23 protein-coding genes, 1 tRNA gene and 1 pseudogene are annotated in these 20,993 nt (G+C 33.9%); 5 read left to right on the forward strand and 20 right to left on the reverse strand.

The annotated features are described in order from the left end of the window. Positions 1 to 37: 37 nt before the first annotated feature. Both CD128_RS01855 and CD128_RS01860 read right to left on the reverse strand, forming a co-directional pair. Entirely contained in the window at positions 38 to 958 is a 921-nt protein-coding gene (locus CD128_RS01855) for a hypothetical protein (RefSeq protein WP_103328393.1), read from the reverse strand. 192 nt (positions 959 to 1,150) lie between these two features. After that, positions 1,151 to 2,017: a trypsin-like serine peptidase gene (locus CD128_RS01860; protein WP_103328394.1), complete on the reverse strand. Its 867-nt coding sequence runs from the start codon at positions 2,015 to 2,017 to the stop codon at positions 1,151 to 1,153. Between the two features lie 221 nt (positions 2,018 to 2,238). Here CD128_RS01860 and CD128_RS01865 point away from each other — a divergent pair. Beyond that, positions 2,239 to 2,328: transfer RNA gene (locus CD128_RS01865), tRNA-OTHER, on the forward strand. A gap of 160 nt (positions 2,329 to 2,488) precedes the next feature. Here CD128_RS01865 and CD128_RS01870 read toward each other — a convergent pair. The 4 genes from CD128_RS01870 to CD128_RS01885 form a co-directional block, all read right to left on the reverse strand. Next, complete coding sequence (locus CD128_RS01870; RefSeq protein WP_103328395.1) at positions 2,489 to 2,779, reverse strand: hypothetical protein; 291 nt, start codon at positions 2,777 to 2,779, stop codon at positions 2,489 to 2,491. 251 nt (positions 2,780 to 3,030) lie between these two features. Continuing rightward, a complete protein-coding gene (locus CD128_RS01875) occupies positions 3,031 to 3,567 on the reverse strand; it encodes a VOC family protein (RefSeq protein ID WP_103328396.1) in 537 nt (178 codons plus the stop codon). A 77-nt stretch (positions 3,568 to 3,644) separates the two neighbouring features. Next, positions 3,645 to 4,322: an MBL fold metallo-hydrolase gene (locus tag CD128_RS01880; RefSeq protein WP_197730759.1), complete on the reverse strand. Its 678-nt coding sequence runs from the start codon at positions 4,320 to 4,322 to the stop codon at positions 3,645 to 3,647. 148 nt (positions 4,323 to 4,470) lie between these two features. Beyond that, entirely contained in the window at positions 4,471 to 5,091 is a 621-nt protein-coding gene (locus CD128_RS01885; protein WP_103328397.1) for a nitroreductase family protein, read from the reverse strand. A 321-nt stretch (positions 5,092 to 5,412) separates the two neighbouring features. On the opposite strand from CD128_RS01885, the gene CD128_RS01890 reads away from it, so the two are divergent. After that, positions 5,413 to 6,822: an amino acid permease gene (locus CD128_RS01890; protein ID WP_103328398.1), complete on the forward strand. Its 1,410-nt coding sequence runs from the start codon at positions 5,413 to 5,415 to the stop codon at positions 6,820 to 6,822. 102 nt (positions 6,823 to 6,924) lie between these two features. On the opposite strand, the pseudogene CD128_RS01895 reads toward CD128_RS01890, so the two are convergent. From CD128_RS01895 to brnQ, 11 genes and pseudogenes are all read right to left on the reverse strand, one after another. After that, positions 6,925 to 7,278, reverse strand: a pseudogene (locus tag CD128_RS01895) (ATP-binding cassette domain-containing protein); the annotation flags it as partial. Positions 7,279 to 7,372: 94 nt separating this feature from the next. Continuing rightward, positions 7,373 to 7,804, reverse strand: coding sequence for a 6-pyruvoyl trahydropterin synthase family protein (locus CD128_RS01900; RefSeq protein WP_103328399.1), 432 nt, complete (start codon positions 7,802 to 7,804; stop codon positions 7,373 to 7,375). 5 nt (positions 7,805 to 7,809) lie between these two features. Then, positions 7,810 to 8,670, reverse strand: coding sequence for a patatin-like phospholipase family protein (locus tag CD128_RS01905; RefSeq protein ID WP_103328400.1), 861 nt, complete (start codon positions 8,668 to 8,670; stop codon positions 7,810 to 7,812). 98 nt (positions 8,671 to 8,768) lie between these two features. Then, complete coding sequence (locus CD128_RS01910; protein ID WP_231917242.1) at positions 8,769 to 9,089, reverse strand: hypothetical protein; 321 nt, start codon at positions 9,087 to 9,089, stop codon at positions 8,769 to 8,771. A gap of 87 nt (positions 9,090 to 9,176) precedes the next feature. Beyond that, complete coding sequence (locus CD128_RS01915) at positions 9,177 to 9,812, reverse strand: ABC transporter ATP-binding protein (RefSeq protein ID WP_103328402.1); 636 nt, start codon at positions 9,810 to 9,812, stop codon at positions 9,177 to 9,179. Next, entirely contained in the window at positions 9,799 to 10,563 is a 765-nt protein-coding gene (locus CD128_RS01920) for an ATP-binding cassette domain-containing protein (RefSeq protein WP_103328424.1), read from the reverse strand. The genes CD128_RS01915 and CD128_RS01920 overlap by 14 nt, the downstream gene beginning before the upstream one ends. After that, positions 10,530 to 11,300 carry an ABC transporter permease gene (locus tag CD128_RS01925; RefSeq protein WP_103328403.1) on the reverse strand — a complete coding sequence of 257 codons (771 nt, stop codon included), beginning with the start codon at positions 11,298 to 11,300 and terminating at the stop codon, positions 10,530 to 10,532. Before CD128_RS01925 ends, CD128_RS01920 begins: the two co-directional genes overlap by 34 nt. Beyond that, positions 11,297 to 12,253, reverse strand: coding sequence for an ABC transporter permease (locus CD128_RS01930; RefSeq protein WP_103328404.1), 957 nt, complete (start codon positions 12,251 to 12,253; stop codon positions 11,297 to 11,299). Before CD128_RS01930 ends, CD128_RS01925 begins: the two co-directional genes overlap by 4 nt. Positions 12,254 to 12,255: 2 nt before the next feature. Further along, positions 12,256 to 13,809, reverse strand: coding sequence for an ABC transporter substrate-binding protein (locus CD128_RS01935; protein ID WP_103328405.1), 1,554 nt, complete (start codon positions 13,807 to 13,809; stop codon positions 12,256 to 12,258). Beyond that, positions 13,806 to 14,498 (reverse strand): class I SAM-dependent methyltransferase, encoded by a 693-nt coding sequence (locus tag CD128_RS01940; protein ID WP_103328406.1) that lies wholly within the window; start codon positions 14,496 to 14,498, stop codon positions 13,806 to 13,808. The genes CD128_RS01935 and CD128_RS01940 overlap by 4 nt, the downstream gene beginning before the upstream one ends. 158 nt (positions 14,499 to 14,656) lie before the next feature. Then, positions 14,657 to 16,015, reverse strand: coding sequence for a branched-chain amino acid transport system II carrier protein (gene brnQ, locus CD128_RS01945; protein WP_103328407.1), 1,359 nt, complete (start codon positions 16,013 to 16,015; stop codon positions 14,657 to 14,659). A gap of 506 nt (positions 16,016 to 16,521) precedes the next feature. Between brnQ and CD128_RS01950 the strand changes: the two genes are divergently transcribed. Genes CD128_RS01950 through mntC form a run of 3 tightly spaced genes read left to right on the forward strand, consistent with a single transcriptional unit; the run spans position 16,522 to position 19,020 of the window. Further along, positions 16,522 to 17,265, forward strand: coding sequence for a metal ABC transporter ATP-binding protein (locus CD128_RS01950; protein ID WP_103328408.1), 744 nt, complete (start codon positions 16,522 to 16,524; stop codon positions 17,263 to 17,265). Further along, positions 17,258 to 18,094 (forward strand): metal ABC transporter permease, encoded by an 837-nt coding sequence (locus tag CD128_RS01955; protein ID WP_103328409.1) that lies wholly within the window; start codon positions 17,258 to 17,260, stop codon positions 18,092 to 18,094. Before CD128_RS01950 ends, CD128_RS01955 begins: the two co-directional genes overlap by 8 nt. Continuing rightward, positions 18,091 to 19,020: a manganese ABC transporter substrate-binding lipoprotein MntC gene (mntC, locus tag CD128_RS01960; protein ID WP_103328410.1), complete on the forward strand. Its 930-nt coding sequence runs from the start codon at positions 18,091 to 18,093 to the stop codon at positions 19,018 to 19,020. Before CD128_RS01955 ends, mntC begins: the two co-directional genes overlap by 4 nt. An 81-nt stretch (positions 19,021 to 19,101) precedes the next feature. Here mntC and CD128_RS01965 read toward each other — a convergent pair whose 3' ends face one another. The 3 genes from CD128_RS01965 to CD128_RS01975 are packed head-to-tail and all read right to left on the reverse strand — an operon-like array spanning position 19,102 to position 20,970. Beyond that, the gene (locus tag CD128_RS01965) at positions 19,102 to 19,809 is read right to left on the reverse strand and encodes a hypothetical protein (protein ID WP_103328425.1); all 708 of its coding nucleotides are present in this window, start codon (positions 19,807 to 19,809) and stop codon (positions 19,102 to 19,104) included. Continuing rightward, positions 19,796 to 20,617 (reverse strand): ATP-binding cassette domain-containing protein, encoded by an 822-nt coding sequence (locus tag CD128_RS01970; RefSeq protein ID WP_103328411.1) that lies wholly within the window; start codon positions 20,615 to 20,617, stop codon positions 19,796 to 19,798. The genes CD128_RS01965 and CD128_RS01970 overlap by 14 nt, the downstream gene beginning before the upstream one ends. Before the next feature lie 26 nt (positions 20,618 to 20,643). Next, complete coding sequence (locus CD128_RS01975; protein WP_103328412.1) at positions 20,644 to 20,970, reverse strand: hypothetical protein; 327 nt, start codon at positions 20,968 to 20,970, stop codon at positions 20,644 to 20,646. Positions 20,971 to 20,993: the final 23 nt, after the last annotated feature.

The raw sequence follows: 20,993 nt of genomic DNA on the forward strand, positions 1-20,993 counted from the left end.
ATTAGACCTCTGTCTCGTTTCTTCTCACTATTCGAAGTTATTCCGGGTCTCCATTTTCATCATATTTCATTACATCTCCATCAGCAGTAACAATATAAGAACCCGCTAAATCACCATTCTTATCAACAAATGAGAAGCCCCAGTCCCCATTAGATTTTTGTTCAGGCTCCTTATAAGTATACGTAGACGTATCCAACTTATGTCCCTCATAATCTTCAACCTTATCAATCACATACGCACGCGTTACCTTTTCACCACTAGACTCACTACTAGATTCATCAGTATCTTCAGTCTCATTAGTCTGTGGTGCCTGGCTAAATGAAATTTGGTTCGCTATCGCTTTATAATCAGAACTATTACCATATTTCTCATACAAATCGCGAATATCTAATTCATTACCAGCTTGAGAATTTACAAATGATTGATAATCACCAGAACTTTGCGTACCAGCAATTAAAATCTTATCATTTCCAATTCCAACAAGCGTCGAAAAATTACCCTTAGCTGGTCGTCCATTATAAAATTTCATATCACTAGGTGCACCTTCAATACCAGCACCCAAATGTTCCATATAATAAGTATCAATATGATGTTGACGATCACCATCAAAACTTTTTGTTGTATATGAATGATTTCTCAATTCATCCGCCGTAATCGCATAATCCGAAATTGCTCCATCCTCTAACGCCAAAGCCAATTTTTCCGCTTGAGATAAATTCTGCACCTCATTATCAGTATTATTATTCTTTGATTCTTTATTAGAATTCTCATTTGATTTTGAATTATTGTCCGTTTTTTTAGACTCCTCAGATTCAGATTTCTCGCTACCCTTACTATCCGACTGCGACGTCTTATTACTATCCTCCGTCGACTTACCAGGCCCATTAATCGTCAAACTACAACCCGCCAACAACAACGTCCCCGTCAACGCACCAACCATTAAATAATTCTTTTTCATTTTCCCATCCCTTTCTCTTTTTGAAAATGCAGAACCAAATACCCCTTATATCATCATACTTCCATTATAACTGTTAACACCGACATAAACCGTCGCTGCGCAAAATTTTCAAATAAACAAGCACACCCACCAGAGCACTCACCATTTCGTGATTACTCCAGCAAGCATGCCCTATCAGTCTATAAAACCATATTATTTAATGTGCTGACGTACAAAATTCCCAGCATAACCTTTAAATGATTCGCCACCAGACAATTCTTGCTTCGCATAAGCATCTGATGAACCACCCATTAAGTTATAACCATAAGTTCTTAACCCATACATTGTATTAAAACTACTATTTAACATCGGAGAACCTGAAGCCCCTGATCTAAAGATATCTTTTGTTTGAATTTCCGTGCCATTTGATGAAAATTGCGTCACACGTAGTTTATTAAAATATGGTTTCGTATTATCGCCATATTGCCAAGGATAACCTAACGAATAAAGTGGCGTATTGAATTTCAATTTATTAATTTCTGCATCTGTGGCAATACGAACTGGTTTCACATATTTCGCCATGTTTTCTTTAGTATGTACAATAGCAATATCATATTGAGGCACTTTAATAACTTCACTTGCTTTGAACGCATAAGGTATACGGTTTCCATCACGATTCATTTGAAACTTAATGTATTTAGGTGCCGCAGCTCTACCAAATTTATCATCAATAACATGCGCATTTGTAATAAATGTATGCGCCCCAATAACTGTACCCGTACCCATTGAATCTTGACCTTTATATTCTGGTTTTCCTGCTTTCCAACCATTTAAGTTCGAGACACGTCCAACCGCTTTTAAATTATTTTGCGCAGCATTTGGGTAATATTGAATAGAAATACTATTATTGCTAATTTTTTTAGCTTTTAAATATGCTTGATAACTGTTTGATTGTATTCCATCATAATAGTAATTTGTTTCAACTGCCTTAGCTTCATCGTGATGTCCAGTGTAGCCTAATACTGTTGCGCCAATAATAGCGCTAGCAATTAAAGATTTACCGAATTTAGATTTCCACATAATCTGTCCCCTAATTCCTTTCTTTTATAAAATGAACATTCCAACTCAATTTCATAATCATTATTTAAAAATTTTCACTATTATTATATTACATAACTGGGACACAATGCGTCTTTTCATTGAAAAAATTAAAAACAATTTGAGTTTACTTAATATTTACATTTAATTCATATTTATTTACAAAAACCATTCTATATAGTATGATACTTAAGTATTGTCATGGAGGGGTACTCAAGCCTGGCTTAAGAGGCCAACCATTTATGGTTGGTAGGAGCTTTTAGCTCGCGTTGGTTCAAATCCTTCCCCCTCCGCTATCAAAGTCCTGTAAGAATATATTTCTTACAGGACTTTTTTATTATGTATAAAATTAAAATCACCTCCTATTGAGAAGATCTTAAATCTTATCAAAGGAGGTGAAACTTTCATATATAACTATTGTGCAAGCAACCAATTGTTCACTCATAGTCATCATTAGTTGTTGCTCGCATTTTGAGATGCATCGTCTGTCTCACTGGAGTCTTCTGTAGCAGTTAAGGTTACTTTTTTAGCATGATTTTTTTGATCAACTTTATGGCGTAATTCACTATTTAATCCTAATAAATTGTTTGCTTGTGTTTCATCACTATTATAATCTTCTAAACCATTTACAATCTCAGTTGCTAAATATTCACATGCATCTTCATTTTCAACGTTTACTTTTTCATTAATAATATTTTGCATTACTTCAATTAATTCTGATTTTTCAATTTGAATATCAATCATCTTGTAAAACTCCCCTAATCTTCTATTGACATATCAGAAATTGTATGTCTTTAACTTGTTACCCAATTTCAATTATGATATTCCAATAAATAATGTGTAAATGATGCTATTCCGTTATACAAATAACATATAAGACTTTATTTAATAAAGTTCTTAATGTAGAAAGTATACCTTAAATTTAGATAAGAAAATATTAAAAATCTTAATCTAACGATATTGTAATAACTAATAATATTTATAAATTAATAAATTTAATCATCAGACGGGTCCGGAATAAACACATTTGCTTCACTATCATCTGGATAATAATATCCATTGGGAATGGTTTGAATCTCGATTAAACTGCCCCATGGGCTCTTAACATACACTGTCTTATTGCCTTTTGTGTCCTCATATTTTGTATTCTCATGTGGTTCAGAAATAGGCTGTCCGCCCGCTTCTTTCACTTGTGATAACACATTATCGAATTCTTCTGCCTCCACATAAAATGAAATATGCGTGAAACCAATATCTTGTAGTGATTGTGGTTTACCTTGTTGCGCATCTTTAAACTCAAACATTTCAATATTAGGGCCATTACCAAAGACCATCATACGTTTGTGAATGATACTAGCTCCTTTTTCTAAACCAAGAATATGTTCTACATGCCCTCCACCACGAGGTTCATCTGTCTTCTTTTGACTGTCATAAGCGATCTTGCCATTTAAACCTTTTTTGAAAAAGTCTGTAGCAACTTCCATGTCTGGTACTGTTAAACCGATATGGTTGATTCCTCGATTAGCGTTCATCGATTATCATCTCCAGTTATTGAAAATTGTCTTACATAGAATTTCATGTTTTTCTTTTAAGATACCTTTTTAATTTATCAAGTATTCTCACCATTACAAACGCGATTTATTATTTTTTGAATGCGCTCCTTTTTATCGTTTTCATTCTCAACAAAAAAGACTGAAGGTTCATCTTTAATAGCGACCCAAGGCACGATAGCATCAAAGTCTAAGTCGCGAATTATTTCTAAACTCTTAATAGAGGCTTCTCTATCGCTTGAGCTTAAAACAACTGTGCGCCATTCTCCGTTATCTACACAGATAAAGTCGCCAGTAAATAAATAACGATGTTCGCCATTATCCCATAAATACATTGTTGTGCCTGGTGTATGACCTGGCGTAGGGATAACTTCAATGTCATCCGCTAACATTTCGCGCTTCGTAAACTGACCAGCTATATCTACTGTTTCACTCATCGCTTTGGCATCTTTTTCATGAATCCAAAATGGTAAATCGATATCTGTTTTACCTCCGAGCGATTCATGTTCATGAGTAATAAGGACACGTGTCGCACCACCTAAAGCTTTGATATCATCTTGAGCTTTTTCAAGGCTTGGAGAATGATAGATGATAACATTACCTTGCGCACGTTCCAAAATAAAAGATTTAAGTAAATATCTTTCATCAAACGGAAGCACGGACGTCTCTGTTTCATACAAACCTGATGCCACACGACGCAACGACGTTAAATTGTGTTCATTAGAAGCATTTGTCATTCTTTTTTCTCCTTATAAATTAAGTACTTTGTGTAGTTCCTTTATAGCTTCATCCAATATAGTTATACCCACTTTTTATAAAATAAAAAAATTTAAGGTCATACTTATTGAAAAAAACCCATCAATAGTATGACCTCTAATCAAGAAATTATTTATAATCTACCACTCTATCTACTGGCATTCTAAATGACGTATGTGCTTCTTTAGCTTTTTTACCAATAGCGATAATTATCACAGGTACATAACGTTCTAAATCATATCCAAAGGCTTTACCAATTTCTTCATGATTAAAACCGCCTATTGGATTTGTGTCATAACCGTGTTGTTTCGCTACTAACATTAATTGCATTGCTGCAAGACTGCTGTCTACTTTGACAATATCGCTCATTGATTGACGCGTACGGCTTTTATAATTTTCAAGCACGATTGGAAGCATTTGTTCTTTCACTTCTTGAGGCATATGACCATTTTTTACTGCTTGTTCATAAATATATTCGCCTTCTTCATAACATTGTAAGTCACCAAAGATGACAATCATGGCAGAAGACGTGTCATTTTGATTTGTATTAAATTGAATTAACGGACGTAATTTCGCTTTCGCTTCATCACTTTCTACAACAACAAAGCGCCAAGGTTGCATATTTACTGAAGATGGTGCTTTCGTCGCTTTAGCTATCATTTCATTCATTTCTTCATGCGGAATTTTATATTCTGGGTCAAATCCTTTTACAGATTTTCTACCTTCTAATATTTCATTAAAATCATTCATTTATTTACCTACTCTCATTTATTTTCAAATTTTTTTCGTATCCTAGATTATTACTGAATTTGAAAGGGATGAGAAGAAATATGCTTACAAAAAATTAATACTTATTTTTACAATAAAAGTTTTAAATTTTTATTAATAAATGTATAATAAAGTCACTATTTATACTAATAATTGATTATTATTTATTAAATAGGGTATCATTAATTTTGGTAAAATAAATAATTTGAAATTCAGACAAATTATTTATGTTATAACAAAGGGTATACAAATTTCAGTCATTATATTCAGTCATATATGTACCCACGAAAGGGAAGAACATTTATGGCAGATAAACTGCAAAGAGAATTAAGCAATAGGCACATACAACTTATTGCGATTGGTGGTGCAATAGGAACAGGATTATTCCTTGGAGCCGGCGCTTCAATTCATTTAGCAGGTCCATCAATATTGTTAACCTACGTTATCGTAGGATTTATTTTATTTATGTTTATGCGAGCAATGGGGGAAATCTTACTTTCTAACCTAGGATTCAAATCATTTGGTGATATTGCTCATCATCATATCAATCCAATGGCTGGATTCATGGTAGGGTGGACCTATTGGTTAACTTGGATTATTTCAGGTATGGCTGAAGTTACAGCCGTAGCCAAATATGTAGAGTATTGGTATCCAGCCATGCCAAACTGGCTAACAGCTGCATTTACAATTTTAGTATTAATTTCTTTAAACTTATTTAGCGCTAAATTATTTGGCGAACTTGAGTTTTGGTTATCACTTATTAAGGTTATTACTATTTTTGCTTTAATCGGCGTGGGGATCGTAATGGTTATCTTCGCTATGAAGACGCAATATGGTCCTGCAAGAGTATCAAATATTTGGGAATTTGGAGGCTTTTTCCCTAACGGAGCATCAGGTTTCCTTATGTCATTCCAAATGGCTATTTTCTCATTTATTGGTATAGAATTAATAGGTATTACAGCGGGGGAATCAAAAGATCCACATAAAACAATTCCTCAAGCGATTAATAATGTGCCTTTCCGAATTTTAATATTCTATATTGGTTCATTAGCTGTAATTATGGCAGTAGTACCTTGGCATAAATTAAATCCTGATGATAGTCCTTACGTTAAATTATTCGGTTTAATCGGAATTCCATTTGCCGCTGGTATTATCAACTTCGTAGTATTAACTGCGGCCGCATCATCATGTAATAGTGGTATCTTTGCTAATAGCCGTACTTTATTTGGTTTAGCTGGTAGAAAACAAGGTCCTGCATTTTTACATAAAACAAATAAAAATGGCGTACCTTTTTATGCAATCTTACTTACATGTGGATTATTAAGTATCGCAGTTGTTTTAAATGCTATCTTTAAAGATGCGACGAAGGTATTCGTACAAATCACTACTTTCTCAACCGTACTAAATATTATGATATGGACATGTATCATGGTTGCTTATTTAGGATTTGTTAAAAGAAATCCTGAATTACATGAAGAAAGTAAATTTAAAATGCCAGGTGGTAAATACACAGCTTATGGTATTTTAGTATTCTTCGCATTTATCTTTGTCGTTTTATTAATTAATAGCAGTACACGTTACGCTGTATTATTCGCACCAGTTTGGGCGATTATCTTAGTCATTATGTATCAAAAATATAAAAAAGAATCTGAAAAAGCGACGATTGAAATGGATGAAGAAGATCGCGCACTTGAAGAACAGTCAGAATCTTAATAAATTATCAATTTACTATTAAATATAGATAAATATATAGCCTGTCTCTATAATTAAACTGGATTAATTATAGAGGCAGGCTTTTTTATGTTACGTTTTCTTTTATTTTTCTGTTAAACGACCATCTTCCATATGAAAGACTTTGTCGCAGAATTGAGTGAGACGTTCATCATGCGTAACGATAATACATGTTTTATTGCGTTGTTTAGATTGTTCTTTCAAAATTTCCATTACTGCCATAGCATTCTCTGTATCAAGTGATGCTGTAGGTTCATCGGCTAAAATAATTGAAGGTTGCGTGTAAATTGCCTTTGCAATTGCTACACGCTGTTTTTGCCCTCCAGATACTTCAGAAGGTAATTTATTTTCTAGTTTTTTCAATCCTAAATCTGATAATAATTTATTATATTCCTCAGTATTTAGCACATCTTTTTTATAGTTTTTCAATAAAAGAAAAAGGACGGAGCTGAACTCACTTTGAATTCATCATTCCGTCCTAAAAATGCCTAAGACAACCACTTCTTTGTCTTAGACATTGATTACTACATAATTAGCTATTTATAGTAAAACGATTAAGACTTACCCCATGGCGGTCAGTCTCAAATAACTGTAATTCATACATATGATTATCTTCAGGAAGATGACGTTCAAACTCATCCCAGATCCACATCGCAATATTCTCAGCTGTCGTATTCATATTAGGCAAGGTTTCATTTAAAATTTGGCCCTCTACTTTAGGTTTAATGAAATCATTATAAATGGCATCTACTTCATTAAAATCTAGACCCAAACCAAAGTTCCCAATAGGAGATAACACATCTACATATAAACGATACGAGTGGTCAAAGAGATCTTGATGTGCTGTTTCACTGAAATAAATGCGATTATCACATTTAAATTCATAACTTTGTTTAAGAATCGTCTGACCCGCTTTGTATTTGAATTGCGTCGGTGGTTGGATATGACTTAAATCTTTGTTCACACTTATCACTCCCAGAATGTTTTAATCATTTCAGCATCTTGTCGACCTTGCTCTTGCGCTACTTTGAAAATGTCCGGACGAATAGCAGGGTTAACTGTATTGCCACCAAGATCTTGTAATTTATTAAATACCTCTTTGCTTGGTGTAATTAATTTAACTTCAGAACCATTTTGTTCTAATTCTTTAATCGCATCATCAAGCGTATAAGGCGTTGCTACTGGAAGATTTGTCGCAAATATTAATACTTTTTTTGCGCCTTTTGCTAAATCAGCATTTTCCATTGAATGGCAACCACCATCGAAGTGTTTCTCTCCATCAATTGTAGTCGCTGGCCAAACGCCTGGTAACGAGCCACTTGATGCCATGGCTCTGTGAATATCTACATTTGATTCTGATGTTAATGCAACACGTTGTGCTTTATTAGCATTCACTGCAGTAATCATCATGTTAGACGGCCATTCCGTTACCTTAATTCTATTTTTTAAACGGTTAATATGGACGCTTTCATTAAATTTATGGTCTTCTAAAGCATAAACGCTATAGTTCTTAATCCACTCTTCTGGTGTTGAAGCATTCTTCTCAATTTCGTTATAACGCGCAAATATCTCAGACATATCATTAACAGGAGGTTCTTCATTAGATTTAGGCGCAATTTGTTGATCATAAATCTCTTCCCAACTATAGTCAGAAGTCACGCTAGTACCAGCTTGAGCGCCGCCTGACGTACCAATGACTAACTCTGCGTGTCTCACATCAATGCCCGCTTCAGATAACGCTGAAAGATAACCTAATTCCCAACCAATAGCGAGTGATCCACCACCGCCTAATACAATAGCATGTTCAAAATTGTCTTTTTGATTATTCATGTTTATTACTCCCTTATTTCTTCATTTTATAAATAACGATTATTATGAAACACAAATAAAAAAGAGGCTAAGACCAAAAGCGTCTCAACCTAAATTTCTTATTTATCTATATATTTATCAGCATGTTCAAGGCCAAATGATTCAGTTTCAGCTCTTTCTTTTTTATACTCTTCTTCTGATAATTTTTGGATGTCTTCTACTGAATAGCTTACTACTTTTGCAAATTTTTTTACATCCTCTTCACTATCAGCTTCGACAAATACTGTTAAAACATTACTGTCAATGTCTTTATAATGTTGATATTTAAGTCTATAAATATTCATAAAAATTCCCTCCTTTAAGATATGCCCTATCATTTTTAACTCTTTACAACTTTCATGAATATATTTAACAGTAAATTTATCCCCTGTTTCAGCCATGTTCAAACTTAAAATTAATAACTATATAGAATTTATTTATGCAAATACGTTATATCTTATACTTTTTCAGTGACAAATCTATCTCCATTAATGATGGGCCGAGTTTATTTTAATTGTTTTACCTTCAAACGAATTAAGTACATATTGATCATGTGAGATAATGATGAGTTGAGTTTCTGTTAATGTTTTGAGCATTTGAAGTATCGTTTCTTCATTAATCACATCTAAATTTGTAGTCGCTTCATCTAATATTAATATTTGTGGTTCTACAATTAGTGCTTTAGCAATCCATACGCGTTGAAATTGGCCTCCACTTAACGTGTCAACACGCTGATTTAAGATCTCAGGCGACAGTGCACAGCGTTCTAGCACTGCTTCAGTTCTCATGGCGTACGTTTCTTTTTGAAAATGATAATTCTTCAATGGCTCGGTTAAGATATAGCGCACCGTTTTACGTCCATTTAATGTATCACGTTGATATTGTGGTACATATTGAATGACTTTCATCCATTCTTTAGCAGTATAATCTTCACGAGGTCTATGATTGAGATACAATTGGCCGCTATACGTTGTGTCTAATCCCGCTAGAATCTTGGCTAATGTAGATTTACCACTTCCACTTTCTCCACTAATCAGTAAATGATGTTGTTTCATCTCAAAACTAATATTTTCGAAAATGATTCTCCCACCAAACTGTTTAGTCACATTTTTAATTTCTAGCATAATCTTTTCTCCTATGTGCTATCTCAATTAACGTTTGCGTATAGATTTCAGTTGGATTATTCAGAATTGATTCCGCAGCCCCGCTTTCAATGATATGACCATTTTTCATAATACTCATATATGTCGCATAGTTTCTAACTAAATTAATATCATGTGTGATAAAAATAATCGTCATACCATAACGCTGTTGGGCTTCAATCAAATACGACATCAACCGCTCAACGTTATCTGTATCCAATGCGCTCGTCGATTCATCTAAAAATAAGACACCCGGACGTCTTATTAATGACATTATGAAAGCAATACGTTGTGCCATACCACCGCTCATTTCAAAAGGATAACGTTTAAGCACCTTTTCTCCATCATTTAAACCAAATAAGCGCATTTGCTCTATTACCCAGTCAGTTTGTTGTGTCGAAGTCATTGTAGATTTTGTGGCTTCAAACAAATATTGAAAATGTTTGCCTATCGTGACGTTTTGAAACATATTACTGTAAACATCTTGGAAGACTGCATCCGTTTTACTTAAATCAACCTCTACCGAACCTTGATATCGCAAATTGTCTCGCTTCATGCCAAGAATGGTTCGCGTCAACAATGATTTACCGCTTCCACTTTCGCCAATAATACAATGAAAGTCTCCTTTGTTCACTTTTAAAGAAACCGAATCGATCAAGGTACAGTCGTTATCAAACACACTTAATTGTTCTACGTTTATTATCGGGTTATCTTTTTGTTGATAATTTGGAATAATAAGGCATAACCTCCTAACAATAATCCAGGGAAAAAGAATAACCATGGCGCGCCATTGAAATAACTTTTACCATCAAATAAAATTGTGCCTAATTCTGGTGTTGGCGGTTTAATACCTAAACCAAGAAATGCAAGACCTGAAATACTAAGCATAATCTTGCCGAAATCTGCAGTGATTAAAGCGAAGATATTACTACACAAATGCGGAATCACATGCGTAACTGTTGTTTTTACTTTCGAATTACCACTTAATACGGCATATTGAATAAAAGGTTGTTTCTGAATATCACGCGTCAAATTTCTAAAATAACGCAAGTAGCGTCCCATCCATCCTAATGTGAGTGCAAGAATCATACCTAGCATTGAATTGCTTATCAAACTTAAGATAACTAATGCGATAATGAAAGAAGGTATCGCTAACAACATATCTGCCATAAACATCACGATTTGATCTAGCCACTTTCTTTCTACACCTGCAATTAGACCAAGCATCAAGCCTATTCCAACACTTAATATAATGACAATCGCAGTCAAACTAAGTGTTACCAAACTTCCCACACATAACCTAGCAAAGAAATCTCTTCCTAGTTGATCTGTACCTAATAAATGTTGCCACTCAGGAGATTCTAATGGCGCAAACTGCTGAGTACTATGCACAATGCTATAAATAATTAATGCTGTTAAGACAATAATGGTTAGACTTACTGTGACATATGGTTTACTGTGTCTCTTCATGTCAAACCTCTCTTCTCATCATCAACTTTCTTATAAACATCACGACGTAATCTAGGTTCATTTTTCAAAATAATTAAGTCTCCCACATAATTTATAAGCATGATAATGACAATAATAATGACTACAATTCCTTGAATAAGTGGATAATCTCGCTGATTAATTGCATTAATGAGTAACTTTCCTACCCCCGACATACTGAAGATGACTTCTAGGATGACTGCTTTTCCAAGTAAATGAATAACGCTATTCACAGAAATAGTCATAAGAGGTGCAAAAATCTCTTTAATTTGCACGACAATACGCGCTTTTAACGGAAAACGACGTAATAACGCCAGTTGATAAGCATCATTAGCTAGCGTTCTTTCAATAAGATGCGCAGTCATTAATAAAATATGACAACCCTCAATCGAGACGATAGTTAAAATCGGTAATATAAAACGTTGCCATGAATCACTGCCAACAAATGGCAGAAGTTGCCAGCGAACGCCGAAATAATAAATAAGTAAGATTGCTAACCAATATTCAGGCATAGACGTCATCACTTGCGCAAAGCCACGAATTATAGAGCTATAACGGGTTTGTGGCCGTATGCCAACAACATAGCCGATAATATATCCGACAGGCAACATGATACATGCAGAGACAATCATCAACGTCAGCGTCGGAAGGATTGCCTCTATTATCATTGAAGTAACGTGCTCGTTGGTACTAAAGCTATAACCTAAATTTCCTGTAAAAGCATGACCAATCCAGTCGATATATCTAAGAAATAGATTTCGACCTAAACCAAGTTTATGTTGGGCTAACTCAATATTTTCTTGCGTAATTGAGGTATAACCATGACGTTGCAAATAAAGAATTGCTGGATTGCCGGATGTCTTTTCAACTAAGACAAAGATAATAAATGAACTTACTATTAAATAGAAGAATAATTTAAACGTGCGTTTCAGCATGATTACTCTTTAACTTTCAATGCTTTATAATCTATTGGCGCATCCGTTAATCCTGAGAATTTAAATTCTTTCACTTTATCACTTACTACAAATGTTTCATTCGGATAAGCGATTGGCACACCATAATATTGTTTATTGAAGTGCTTAAATATATCATTAAAGGCGTGTTGTTGGTCTTCTTTCGATACGTTTGATGGGTAATCATCTAATTGTTTTGTAAGCGTGTCATCATTGGCTAAGACACCAGATTTGCCATCATTATTTTTAAATACTGAACTCATAAAGTTATATGGCATTAATGCATCTGAATACGTTCTATAGAAAATGAGGTCATAGTCCTTTTTAGTCCACAATGTGTCGTAATAAGATTGAGCATCTAATGTTTTAACATTTACTTTAATCCCTGCTTGTTTCATATCACGTTGTACTTGTTCTGCTTTATCTTTCCAATTTGGAAACTCTGCCGTTTGAATGACTAAATTGAATGTTAGTGGTTGACCATCCTTTTCAAAAATACCGTCTTTATTCTTGTTATAACCTTCAGTCTTTAACAGTTTTTCAGCGCCGGCAATATCAAATACGTGAGGTTGCTGATTCTCTTTATTAACATACTGCACATTATTCTGAAACAAACCATCAACTGGTTTGCCAGCAATGGCTTTCGCATTGATACTCTTACTTACCGCTTCACGAATCGCTTTGTTGCTCAATATTTTATTGTTCGGATTAAAGGCCATGAAATGACTTACGGTACTTGGTCTATCCTCAACCGTTAATTTATTGTTCTTCTTATCTTGTTTAATTTGTTGATCCGTTAACATGCCTAGTGAACCACCAGAAATATCTACCGAACCACTTTGCACAGCCGAGTTTCTAGAATCGCCATCTTCAATCGTTTGGAAAGCTAGATTGTACTTAACTGGATGGCTATTATCGAAGTATTTATTAGGTTTCATTGTTGTCTTTTCTTTACCTGTGTGATCAACTACGAACGCCCCAGTACCAATCGCTTTCTTGAATTTACCAGTCACTTTCTCACCTTCTACAGAATGGGGACTCATAATGCGTAAAGGTCTCACTTGTGTTAATTCGTTCAACACTTGGTTCGACGGTGATTTCAATTTAATTTGGACGACATAGTCATTTTTCACGACAACTTCATCTAATTTCTTCAACGTTTCCACTGTCGTTTCTTTATTCATTGCTTTGGCACGCTCAATTGAGAATTTAACCGCTTTGGCATCTAACTTTGAACCATCCGAGAATTTCACATTATCTTTCAAATGAAATTCATACACCTTACCAGATTTATCCACACTCCATTTATCTGCTAAGCCTGCTTTAATACCTTTATCTTTATCGTATTTCACTAATGCATCGTAAACCGCACTATACACGGGCATTGCCGCATCATAACCTTGTGCATCAAGCTTGTCTGCCTTTGCCTCAGTCGGTAATGACACCGTGATATCTTTGCTATCTTTATGGTGGTTGCCACATCCCGCTAGTAAGAGCGTCGCACTTACAGCCACTGTCATTATTAGTCTCTTATTCATTCCCCAGTACCTTCTTTCAATCTCGCTTTTATTAAAAATGACTCTTCATATAGCGTGCGTAAATAATCATTTGGCGTTAAATAAAAATCACTATAATGCGTTAAATCTATGACATCTGGAATTGGTTCTTTCATAACTGCTACTTCAAATCCAGCATCGACAAAGCTATCAACAATATGCTTTAACGAGTGATTCTGAGAAGGCGTCGCGCCATATTTATTTATCGTGTCATCCATATATTGACGACTTGGATTATATGTTAAATCTGCAAACGTTGCATAATACACGCCACCCGGTTTCAACACTGCTTTTAAGTCTTGCGCATGTTGTGGCACATCTTCGATTAAATATAAGACTGATGTACTGACTGCTGTATCATATGTATACGCTGTATCTTGTGGTTTGTCCGTTAAAAAATAGTGTAGCGGACGTTGCCCTTTTAAGGCGTCTGCCTTTTCCAAAGATAAACGAGCTAAATCAATACCTACGCCTGCTTTAAATTGAATCTTGTCATATAACTGACGTAAAAATCCGCCTTGGTTACATCCCACATCTAAAATCGTCTTGCCTTCAATATCTGAACGATCTAGTAGTTGTATCGTTCTCTCCCATGCTTCTTGGTGATCGCGGGCCATATCATCGTCTGTTTCATTTCCCTTTTGCCACCAAACCTCATAACTCTTAGTCATCAAATTCTCCTCACTCATATTAAATCGTAATAATTACGATTTATATAGTACTATAATAATTTTATTTGTACAATAGTGACTTTTTAAAAGTATAAAAAAATAAGCCATGCTTAGCTCATACCAAATGAGTTAAACATAGCTTATAAATTGAGCAATTATTAAATTTGTTTTTGGCGTCCAAAACGCACTTTATAAACAATTAAACCGATGATAAATCCGATAATTGCAGGGACAATCCATCCCATACCAATCGTGAAGAATGGTAAATATTTTTGCGCAAAACCGATTAATGCTTGCGCAAATGCTGTCTTCGCAAAGAATTCCGGACTCGCATTTACACCGTCAAAGAACGCTGCAAACATTGTGAAGAACGTCGTAAATTTATAAACAATCGTTGAATGATTAAATAACGGACTTGCTAATGTTAATAGGATTAACGTAATCGCTAATGGATAGATGAACATCAACACTGGCGTTGAGTACATAATGATCTTTGTTAGACCCACGTTAGCGAAGATACACGCTAGCACTGCCACACCTGTCGCTAACCATAGATAGTTCATTTTCGGGAAGAGTTCAGTAAATGTTTCTGAAAATGCGGTAATCAACCCAATCGCCGTTTTTAAACATGCCACGATAATGATTAATGACAATATGATAATGCCATAGTCACCAAGGTAATGTTGCGCGATTTGTGCAAGTGCGATGCCTCCATTTTCACTGACTTTAAAATGCCCTAAACTCATCGTACCCATAACAGCTAATAATGTGTAAATGACGCCCATCGCAATAATACTAATGGCACCAGATTTGAACGTTTCTTTCGCGATACCATTTGGATTCGTAATACCTAGCTTCTTAATTGTCGTTACGATAATAATACCGAAAGCAAGTGATGCTAAAGCATCAAGTGTGTTATAACCGTCGATAAACCCTTTAAGTAATACACTATTACTATAATCCGCACTTACAGGCGCATGGCTAATGCCACCCATTGGACGAATAAACGCTAATAGTACTACAATCCCTAACAGAATTAAGAATACTGGATTTAAAAATTTACCTATGTAATCAAGTATTTTTGAAGGTTTTCTCGCAAAGAACCATGCGATAACAAAGAACAAAATACTGAAAATTGGTAATAGAATTTTACCTGTACTAGGCGATACGAATGGAGAAAATGCAATTTCATAAGATGTTGTCGCAAGTCTTGGTAAGGCAAAGAATGGCCCTATTACTAGATACAATGCGATAGTGAACAAATAAGCGTATGTTCTACTTACTCTTGAAGAAATTTTAAAAACGCCATTCGTTTTAGAGATGCCAATCGCTACAATCCCTAAGAATGGTAACCCAATTGCTGTAATTAAGAAACCAAGATTGGCGAGTAACACGTTAGACCCTGCCGTTTGTCCTAGATGAATTGGGAAGATTAAGTTCCCAGCACCAAAGAATAAACCAAACAACATTGATCCGATAAAAATATTATCTTTGATTGAAAGTTTGTGTTTCGTCATAAGTCTCTTTCTCCTATTTCTAGTTTACTTGCTATTATACAAAATTTTCGCCTTTATTTGTTCGAAATATTCAATAAATTTAAAAAATTTTCTGACTTTAATGTATTTTAACGTTTCCGTACATTGTTTATAAGAATTATAAAGGCTGGGACAATAATAAAGTGTCTCAGCCTTCGTTAACATATTGGCAGTAGCTGACTGATTTGAAAATACCTTGAAGCAAGCTTTTTCAAATCTAGTCATCCTTGCCGGGGTGGGAAAACGAAATTAGTTTTTAATTTCTGTTCCACTCCCCTTTACATTTAGATTCTTGATTGTCAATCTGACTCAAATTAATTAAATGTATCAACAACAATGGTTAAAGAGCGATTAAACCCATCTTTTCTTGAATAATTACATACACGATTCATATTTTTATTTACTATCTCAACTTGACACACCTCTTTTTAGGCATTTATTATAAAATAAATTAGGTTAACCTAAAATTTTATTTAGGAGGTAGTTGATTGATAGAAATTAGCAACATGAATTTGCATTTAAATCACAAACATGTGCTTAAAAATATTACATTAAAGATTCCAATTTCTGGAGAGATTATCGGTATTATGGGGCCCAACGGTGCCGGTAAATCATCTTTGTTGAAATGTCTAATCGGTGAATTCAATGCGAGTGGTGAGATGTATTTATATGGCAAATTCATACATAAACAATTGCACTGCGTTACATATATTCCTCAAAAAGCGCAATTAGACTTAGACTTTCCAATCAATGTTGAAAAAGTCATATTATCTGGTTGTTATCAAACTATCGGCTGGTTCAAACGTGTCGATTACGCTTCAAAAATGAAGTTTCAAAAACTATTAAGAGACTTGGACTTAGCCTCGTTACAATACAAACAAATTTCCGAGCTTAGTGGCGGTCAGTTGCAACGTGTACTTGTGGCAAGAGCATTGATGTCAGACAGTACCGTCTATTTATTAGACGAACCGTTTGTGGGCATTGATTTTAACAGTGAGCAACTTATTATGGAGAAACTTCGTCAATTAAAAAATCAAGGCAAACTCATTCTCATTGTGCATCATGATTTATCTAAAGCAACGCATTATTTCGATCGAATTCTTTTACTTAATCGCACTGTTAGGTTCTTCGGTCCTAGTCATCAAGCGATGCAGTCACAATATCTAAATCGAACATTTCTTTTTAATGTATCTTCTACTTTTGATGAAGGGAGCGACCTACCAAATGACTGATTTCATTCAACATTTATTTGACTATCAGTTCTTAAACCGAGCGTTAATTACGTCAATCGTTGTAGGTATTGTATGCGGAACTGTGGGGAGTTTGATTATCTTGCGTGGATTATCGTTAATGGGAGATGCAATGAGTCATGCTGTTTTACCTGGTGTGGCTTTATCATTCTTATTCAATATTCCGATGTTCATCGGAGCATTAGTCACTGGCATGATTGCAAGTTTATTAATTGGCTACATTTCAAACAATAGTAAAACAAAGCCCGATGCAGCAATTGGCATTAGTTTCACTGCATTTCTCGCAACAGGCGTCATCATTATTAGTCTTATCAATAGCACGACAGATTTACATCATATTTTATTCGGAAACTTACTCGCAATCATGCGACAAACATTTTGGACAACTATCATTATTGGAATCATCGTAATGTTACTGATTATCATACTTTATCGACCATTAATGATTTCAACCTTTGATGCCACATTTAGCCGTGTGAGTGGATTGAATACAACGATGATTCATTATTTTGTAATGCTATTACTCGCTTTAGTAACTGTCGCTAGTATTCAAACTGTAGGCATTATCTTAGTCGTTGCCTTACTTGTGACACCGGCATCGACCGCCTTTTTAATCACAAAGAATCTTTATTCAATGATGATTTTAGCAAGTTTGATTGGCGTAGTAAGTTCGATTGTCGGATTGTACTTTAGCTTTATTTACAATCTGCCTAGTGGTGCGACGATTGTGATTGCAACATTTAGTATCTATATCTTGACCCTTCTCTTTTCAAAAATAAAAACAAAGTATAGAGGTGTACAAACAACATGAAAAAATTTATTCCATTACTTATTATATTAATGCTCGTTTTAGCAGCTTGTAGTTCAAATTCTAATGAGCACCATAGCAAACATCACGACAAATTGAAGGTCGTGACTACTAACTCCATTATTTATGATATGGTCAAACAAGTTGGTGGAGATAAAGTTGACGTTCATAGCATCGTACCTGTAGGACAAGACCCTCATGAATATGAAGTTAAACCGAAAGATATTAAACAACTTACAGATGCAGACGTCATCTTCTACAATGGTTTCAATTTAGAATCTGGTAACGGTTGGTTTGAAAAAGCCTTAAAACAAGCAGGTAAATCTACGGATGACAAGTCAGTCTTCGCGGTGTCTAAAGGCGTTAAACCAATCTATTTAAATGGGGAAATTGGGAATAAAGATAAGATTGATCCACATGCTTGGTTGAGTTTAGACAATGGTATTCAATATGTGAAGAACATTCAAGAACAATTAATTAAAGCAGACTCATCACATAAAGCAGACTATGAGAAACAAGGTAAGACTTATCTTGCCCAGTTGGAAAAGTTAAACAAGGATAGTAAAGATAAATTTAATGATATTCCGAAACAAGAACGTGCCATGATTACAAGTGAAGGTGCCTTCAAATATTTCTCAAAAGCATTTGATATTAAACCTGGCTATATTTGGGAAATCAATACTGAAAAACAAGGCACACCTTCACAAATGAAACAAGCTATAAAATTTGTTAAAGACAATCACATTAAACATTTATTAGTTGAAACAAGTGTAGACAAAAAATCTATGAATAGCTTATCTGAAGAAACTGGCAAAAGTATTTACGGAGAAGTATTTACAGATTCAATTGGAGAAAAAGGATCTAAAGGAGATTCTTATTATAAAATGATGAAACATAACATCGAGACGATTCACGGAAGCATGGAATAATCATTTATAAAACTATGAATGAGGTTGAGAACTAAAGCGTTTATGTCTCAACCTCTAATTTTATGTTCAATATTATGGGAGTCATTCTATATATTCTGACTTATTAAAAATGGTATATAGTAATATCAACATCACAATTAAATAACCAATCATCCAAAAATTAATAAGTAAGAATGAAACACTAAATACATCTGTTAAATTTTTATTTAATGTATTAAGAAAATCACTAACCGGTGGAAAAATCCATAAAATATATTTTAAGTTCGGAAATGTTTGAACAAGAATTCCTCTTAACAATAAGATTAAACATATTAAGACAAGGAATAACCATATAAGTTTATCAGAAACATTAGTTAGAGATTTAATTAAAGTTGTCATAATTACACCTAAAGCAATTATAATAATATGGCTATATATACCTATTAAGATTTCTATCAAATTAGGCATATGTTCAAATCTAAAAGTAATAATTGGATAAGCGATAGCCCATAAACCTAATGGCAAAATTATGATAAAAGAGAATATTAATTTACTAGTTAAGTAGGTCTTTTTAGACTTCAATTGAGTAAATAATAATTGTTTCTCCTTTGTAGAATCTATATCTAAAACAATTACAGTTATCCAAACTGAAATAAAAAGAAGAAGCATTGAGGTACTAGCGAAACTAGATAGTATTGGTTGACCTGAATAAGTATATAGAATTACTACCAAGAGTAAAAAACTTATTAAAGGGCCAATCCACTTATATGTTCTTATAAAGTTCTTAAAATGATAATTAATAAGTGCCATCTTCATTATCCTCTCTTACCTCTTTAATAAAGTAGCCTTCTTCAATCAACAGTGTAATTAACTGGTTACTTTTAGCTGCATTCACTTTAATTTGAACATTATTTATTACTTGTGCTTCAAGTTTTTTTAAATTTTTACGTAGATTGGAATCTAAACTTTCTCTAGTTTTAACTATCATTGATTTAGCTTTAGTTTCATACTTATTCACTACAAAAGAGCTTTTTTCTAAATTAAATTTATGCGTAACAAATGAATAGTCTAACGCCTCTTCATGGGATGTTAGGACTACTGTTGCAAACTGTCTTAATTCCAAGAGTATTGCTTTTAATTGGGCTATCGTACGCTTATCAAGACCAGAAAATGGCTCATCCATAATATAAATGTCTGCTTTTTTCGCTAAGCATTGTATTAAATTCACTTTTTGTTGAGTACCTTTAGAACATTCTTTAATTCTTTTTTCCAAAAAAGGAGTTAAATCGAATCGGCTAACCAATTCCTCCATATTCATATTAAAATGCGTATTTGAACTCATATCTTCAATAAATTTTAGATATTCTTTAACAGTTAAATTAATCGTTGAGGGTAAGTGATCAGGTGCATAACTTACAATACCATTTACCTTTAATGCCCCACTTGATGGTTTTAATATATGAGCTAACATTTTCAAAGTAACACTTTTTCCAGAACCATTTTTTCCTTCGATTAAAACAATAGAATTATATGGAAAATTCATATTTATCTTTTTAATAATATGTTGATGATTTATTACTTTAGAAATATCATGGCCTTCTATTACAAACTCTTCCATATCAACACTCCTATGTATTAAATATCTTAAATTTTTCGTTGTTGTTTTAACTTTTTAACAATAATGTAAATACCGATAATTACTAAAGGAATTTGGAAGAAATTACCAATTAGCATTACAACAATATAGAAAGGGATAATAAATAATAATGAGCCTAAAAATATAGCTACAAATAAAATAAAAAATGACATACCTTCAGGGTCATCCTGTCGCAATCTATTACCTAATAAACTCCTAATTAAATCATTTACGAAAAAGACGCACTTCCACATACAATACATAAAAACTGCCAATAAAAATATTGAATAAGATACGACTACTAACATTTGAAGAAACGCAATGATACCATCCATGTATTAATCTCCATTTACACATA

The sequence above is a fragment of the Staphylococcus croceilyticus genome (genome assembly GCF_002902575.1).
GTDB classification, from domain to species: Bacteria; Bacillota; Bacilli; order Staphylococcales; family Staphylococcaceae; genus Staphylococcus; species Staphylococcus croceilyticus.

What these genes read in the sequence shown, in the direction of transcription:
- CD128_RS01855 (WP_103328393.1), bottom strand. Translation starts at nt 958, where the DNA reads ATGAAAAAGAATTATTTAATGGTTGGTGCGTTGACGGGGACGTTGTTG.
- CD128_RS01860 (WP_103328394.1), bottom strand. Translation starts at nt 2,017, where the DNA reads ATGTGGAAATCTAAATTCGGTAAATCTTTAATTGCTAGCGCTATTATT.
- CD128_RS01870 (WP_103328395.1), bottom strand. Translation starts at nt 2,779, where the DNA reads ATGATTGATATTCAAATTGAAAAATCAGAATTAATTGAAGTAATGCAA.
- CD128_RS01875 (WP_103328396.1), bottom strand. Translation starts at nt 3,567, where the DNA reads ATGAACGCTAATCGAGGAATCAACCATATCGGTTTAACAGTACCAGAC.
- CD128_RS01880 (WP_197730759.1), bottom strand. Translation starts at nt 4,322, where the DNA reads ATGACAAATGCTTCTAATGAACACAATTTAACGTCGTTGCGTCGTGTG.
- CD128_RS01885 (WP_103328397.1), bottom strand. Translation starts at nt 5,091, where the DNA reads ATGAATGATTTTAATGAAATATTAGAAGGTAGAAAATCTGTAAAAGGA.
- CD128_RS01890 (WP_103328398.1), top strand. Translation starts at nt 5,413, where the DNA reads ATGGCAGATAAACTGCAAAGAGAATTAAGCAATAGGCACATACAACTT.
- CD128_RS01905 (WP_103328400.1), bottom strand. Translation starts at nt 8,670, where the DNA reads ATGAATAATCAAAAAGACAATTTTGAACATGCTATTGTATTAGGCGGT.
- CD128_RS01910 (WP_231917242.1), bottom strand. Translation starts at nt 9,089, where the DNA reads ATGGCTGAAACAGGGGATAAATTTACTGTTAAATATATTCATGAAAGT.
- CD128_RS01915 (WP_103328402.1), bottom strand. Translation starts at nt 9,812, where the DNA reads ATGCTAGAAATTAAAAATGTGACTAAACAGTTTGGTGGGAGAATCATT.
- CD128_RS01925 (WP_103328403.1), bottom strand. Translation starts at nt 11,300, where the DNA reads ATGAAGAGACACAGTAAACCATATGTCACAGTAAGTCTAACCATTATT.
- CD128_RS01930 (WP_103328404.1), bottom strand. Translation starts at nt 12,253, where the DNA reads ATGCTGAAACGCACGTTTAAATTATTCTTCTATTTAATAGTAAGTTCA.
- CD128_RS01935 (WP_103328405.1), bottom strand. Translation starts at nt 13,809, where the DNA reads ATGAATAAGAGACTAATAATGACAGTGGCTGTAAGTGCGACGCTCTTA.
- CD128_RS01940 (WP_103328406.1), bottom strand. Translation starts at nt 14,498, where the DNA reads ATGACTAAGAGTTATGAGGTTTGGTGGCAAAAGGGAAATGAAACAGAC.
- brnQ (WP_103328407.1), bottom strand. Translation starts at nt 16,015, where the DNA reads ATGACGAAACACAAACTTTCAATCAAAGATAATATTTTTATCGGATCA.
- CD128_RS01955 (WP_103328409.1), top strand. Translation starts at nt 17,258, where the DNA reads ATGACTGATTTCATTCAACATTTATTTGACTATCAGTTCTTAAACCGA.
- mntC (WP_103328410.1), top strand. Translation starts at nt 18,091, where the DNA reads ATGAAAAAATTTATTCCATTACTTATTATATTAATGCTCGTTTTAGCA.
- CD128_RS01965 (WP_103328425.1), bottom strand. Translation starts at nt 19,809, where the DNA reads ATGGCACTTATTAATTATCATTTTAAGAACTTTATAAGAACATATAAG.
- CD128_RS01970 (WP_103328411.1), bottom strand. Translation starts at nt 20,617, where the DNA reads ATGGAAGAGTTTGTAATAGAAGGCCATGATATTTCTAAAGTAATAAAT.
- CD128_RS01975 (WP_103328412.1), bottom strand. Translation starts at nt 20,970, where the DNA reads ATGGATGGTATCATTGCGTTTCTTCAAATGTTAGTAGTCGTATCTTAT.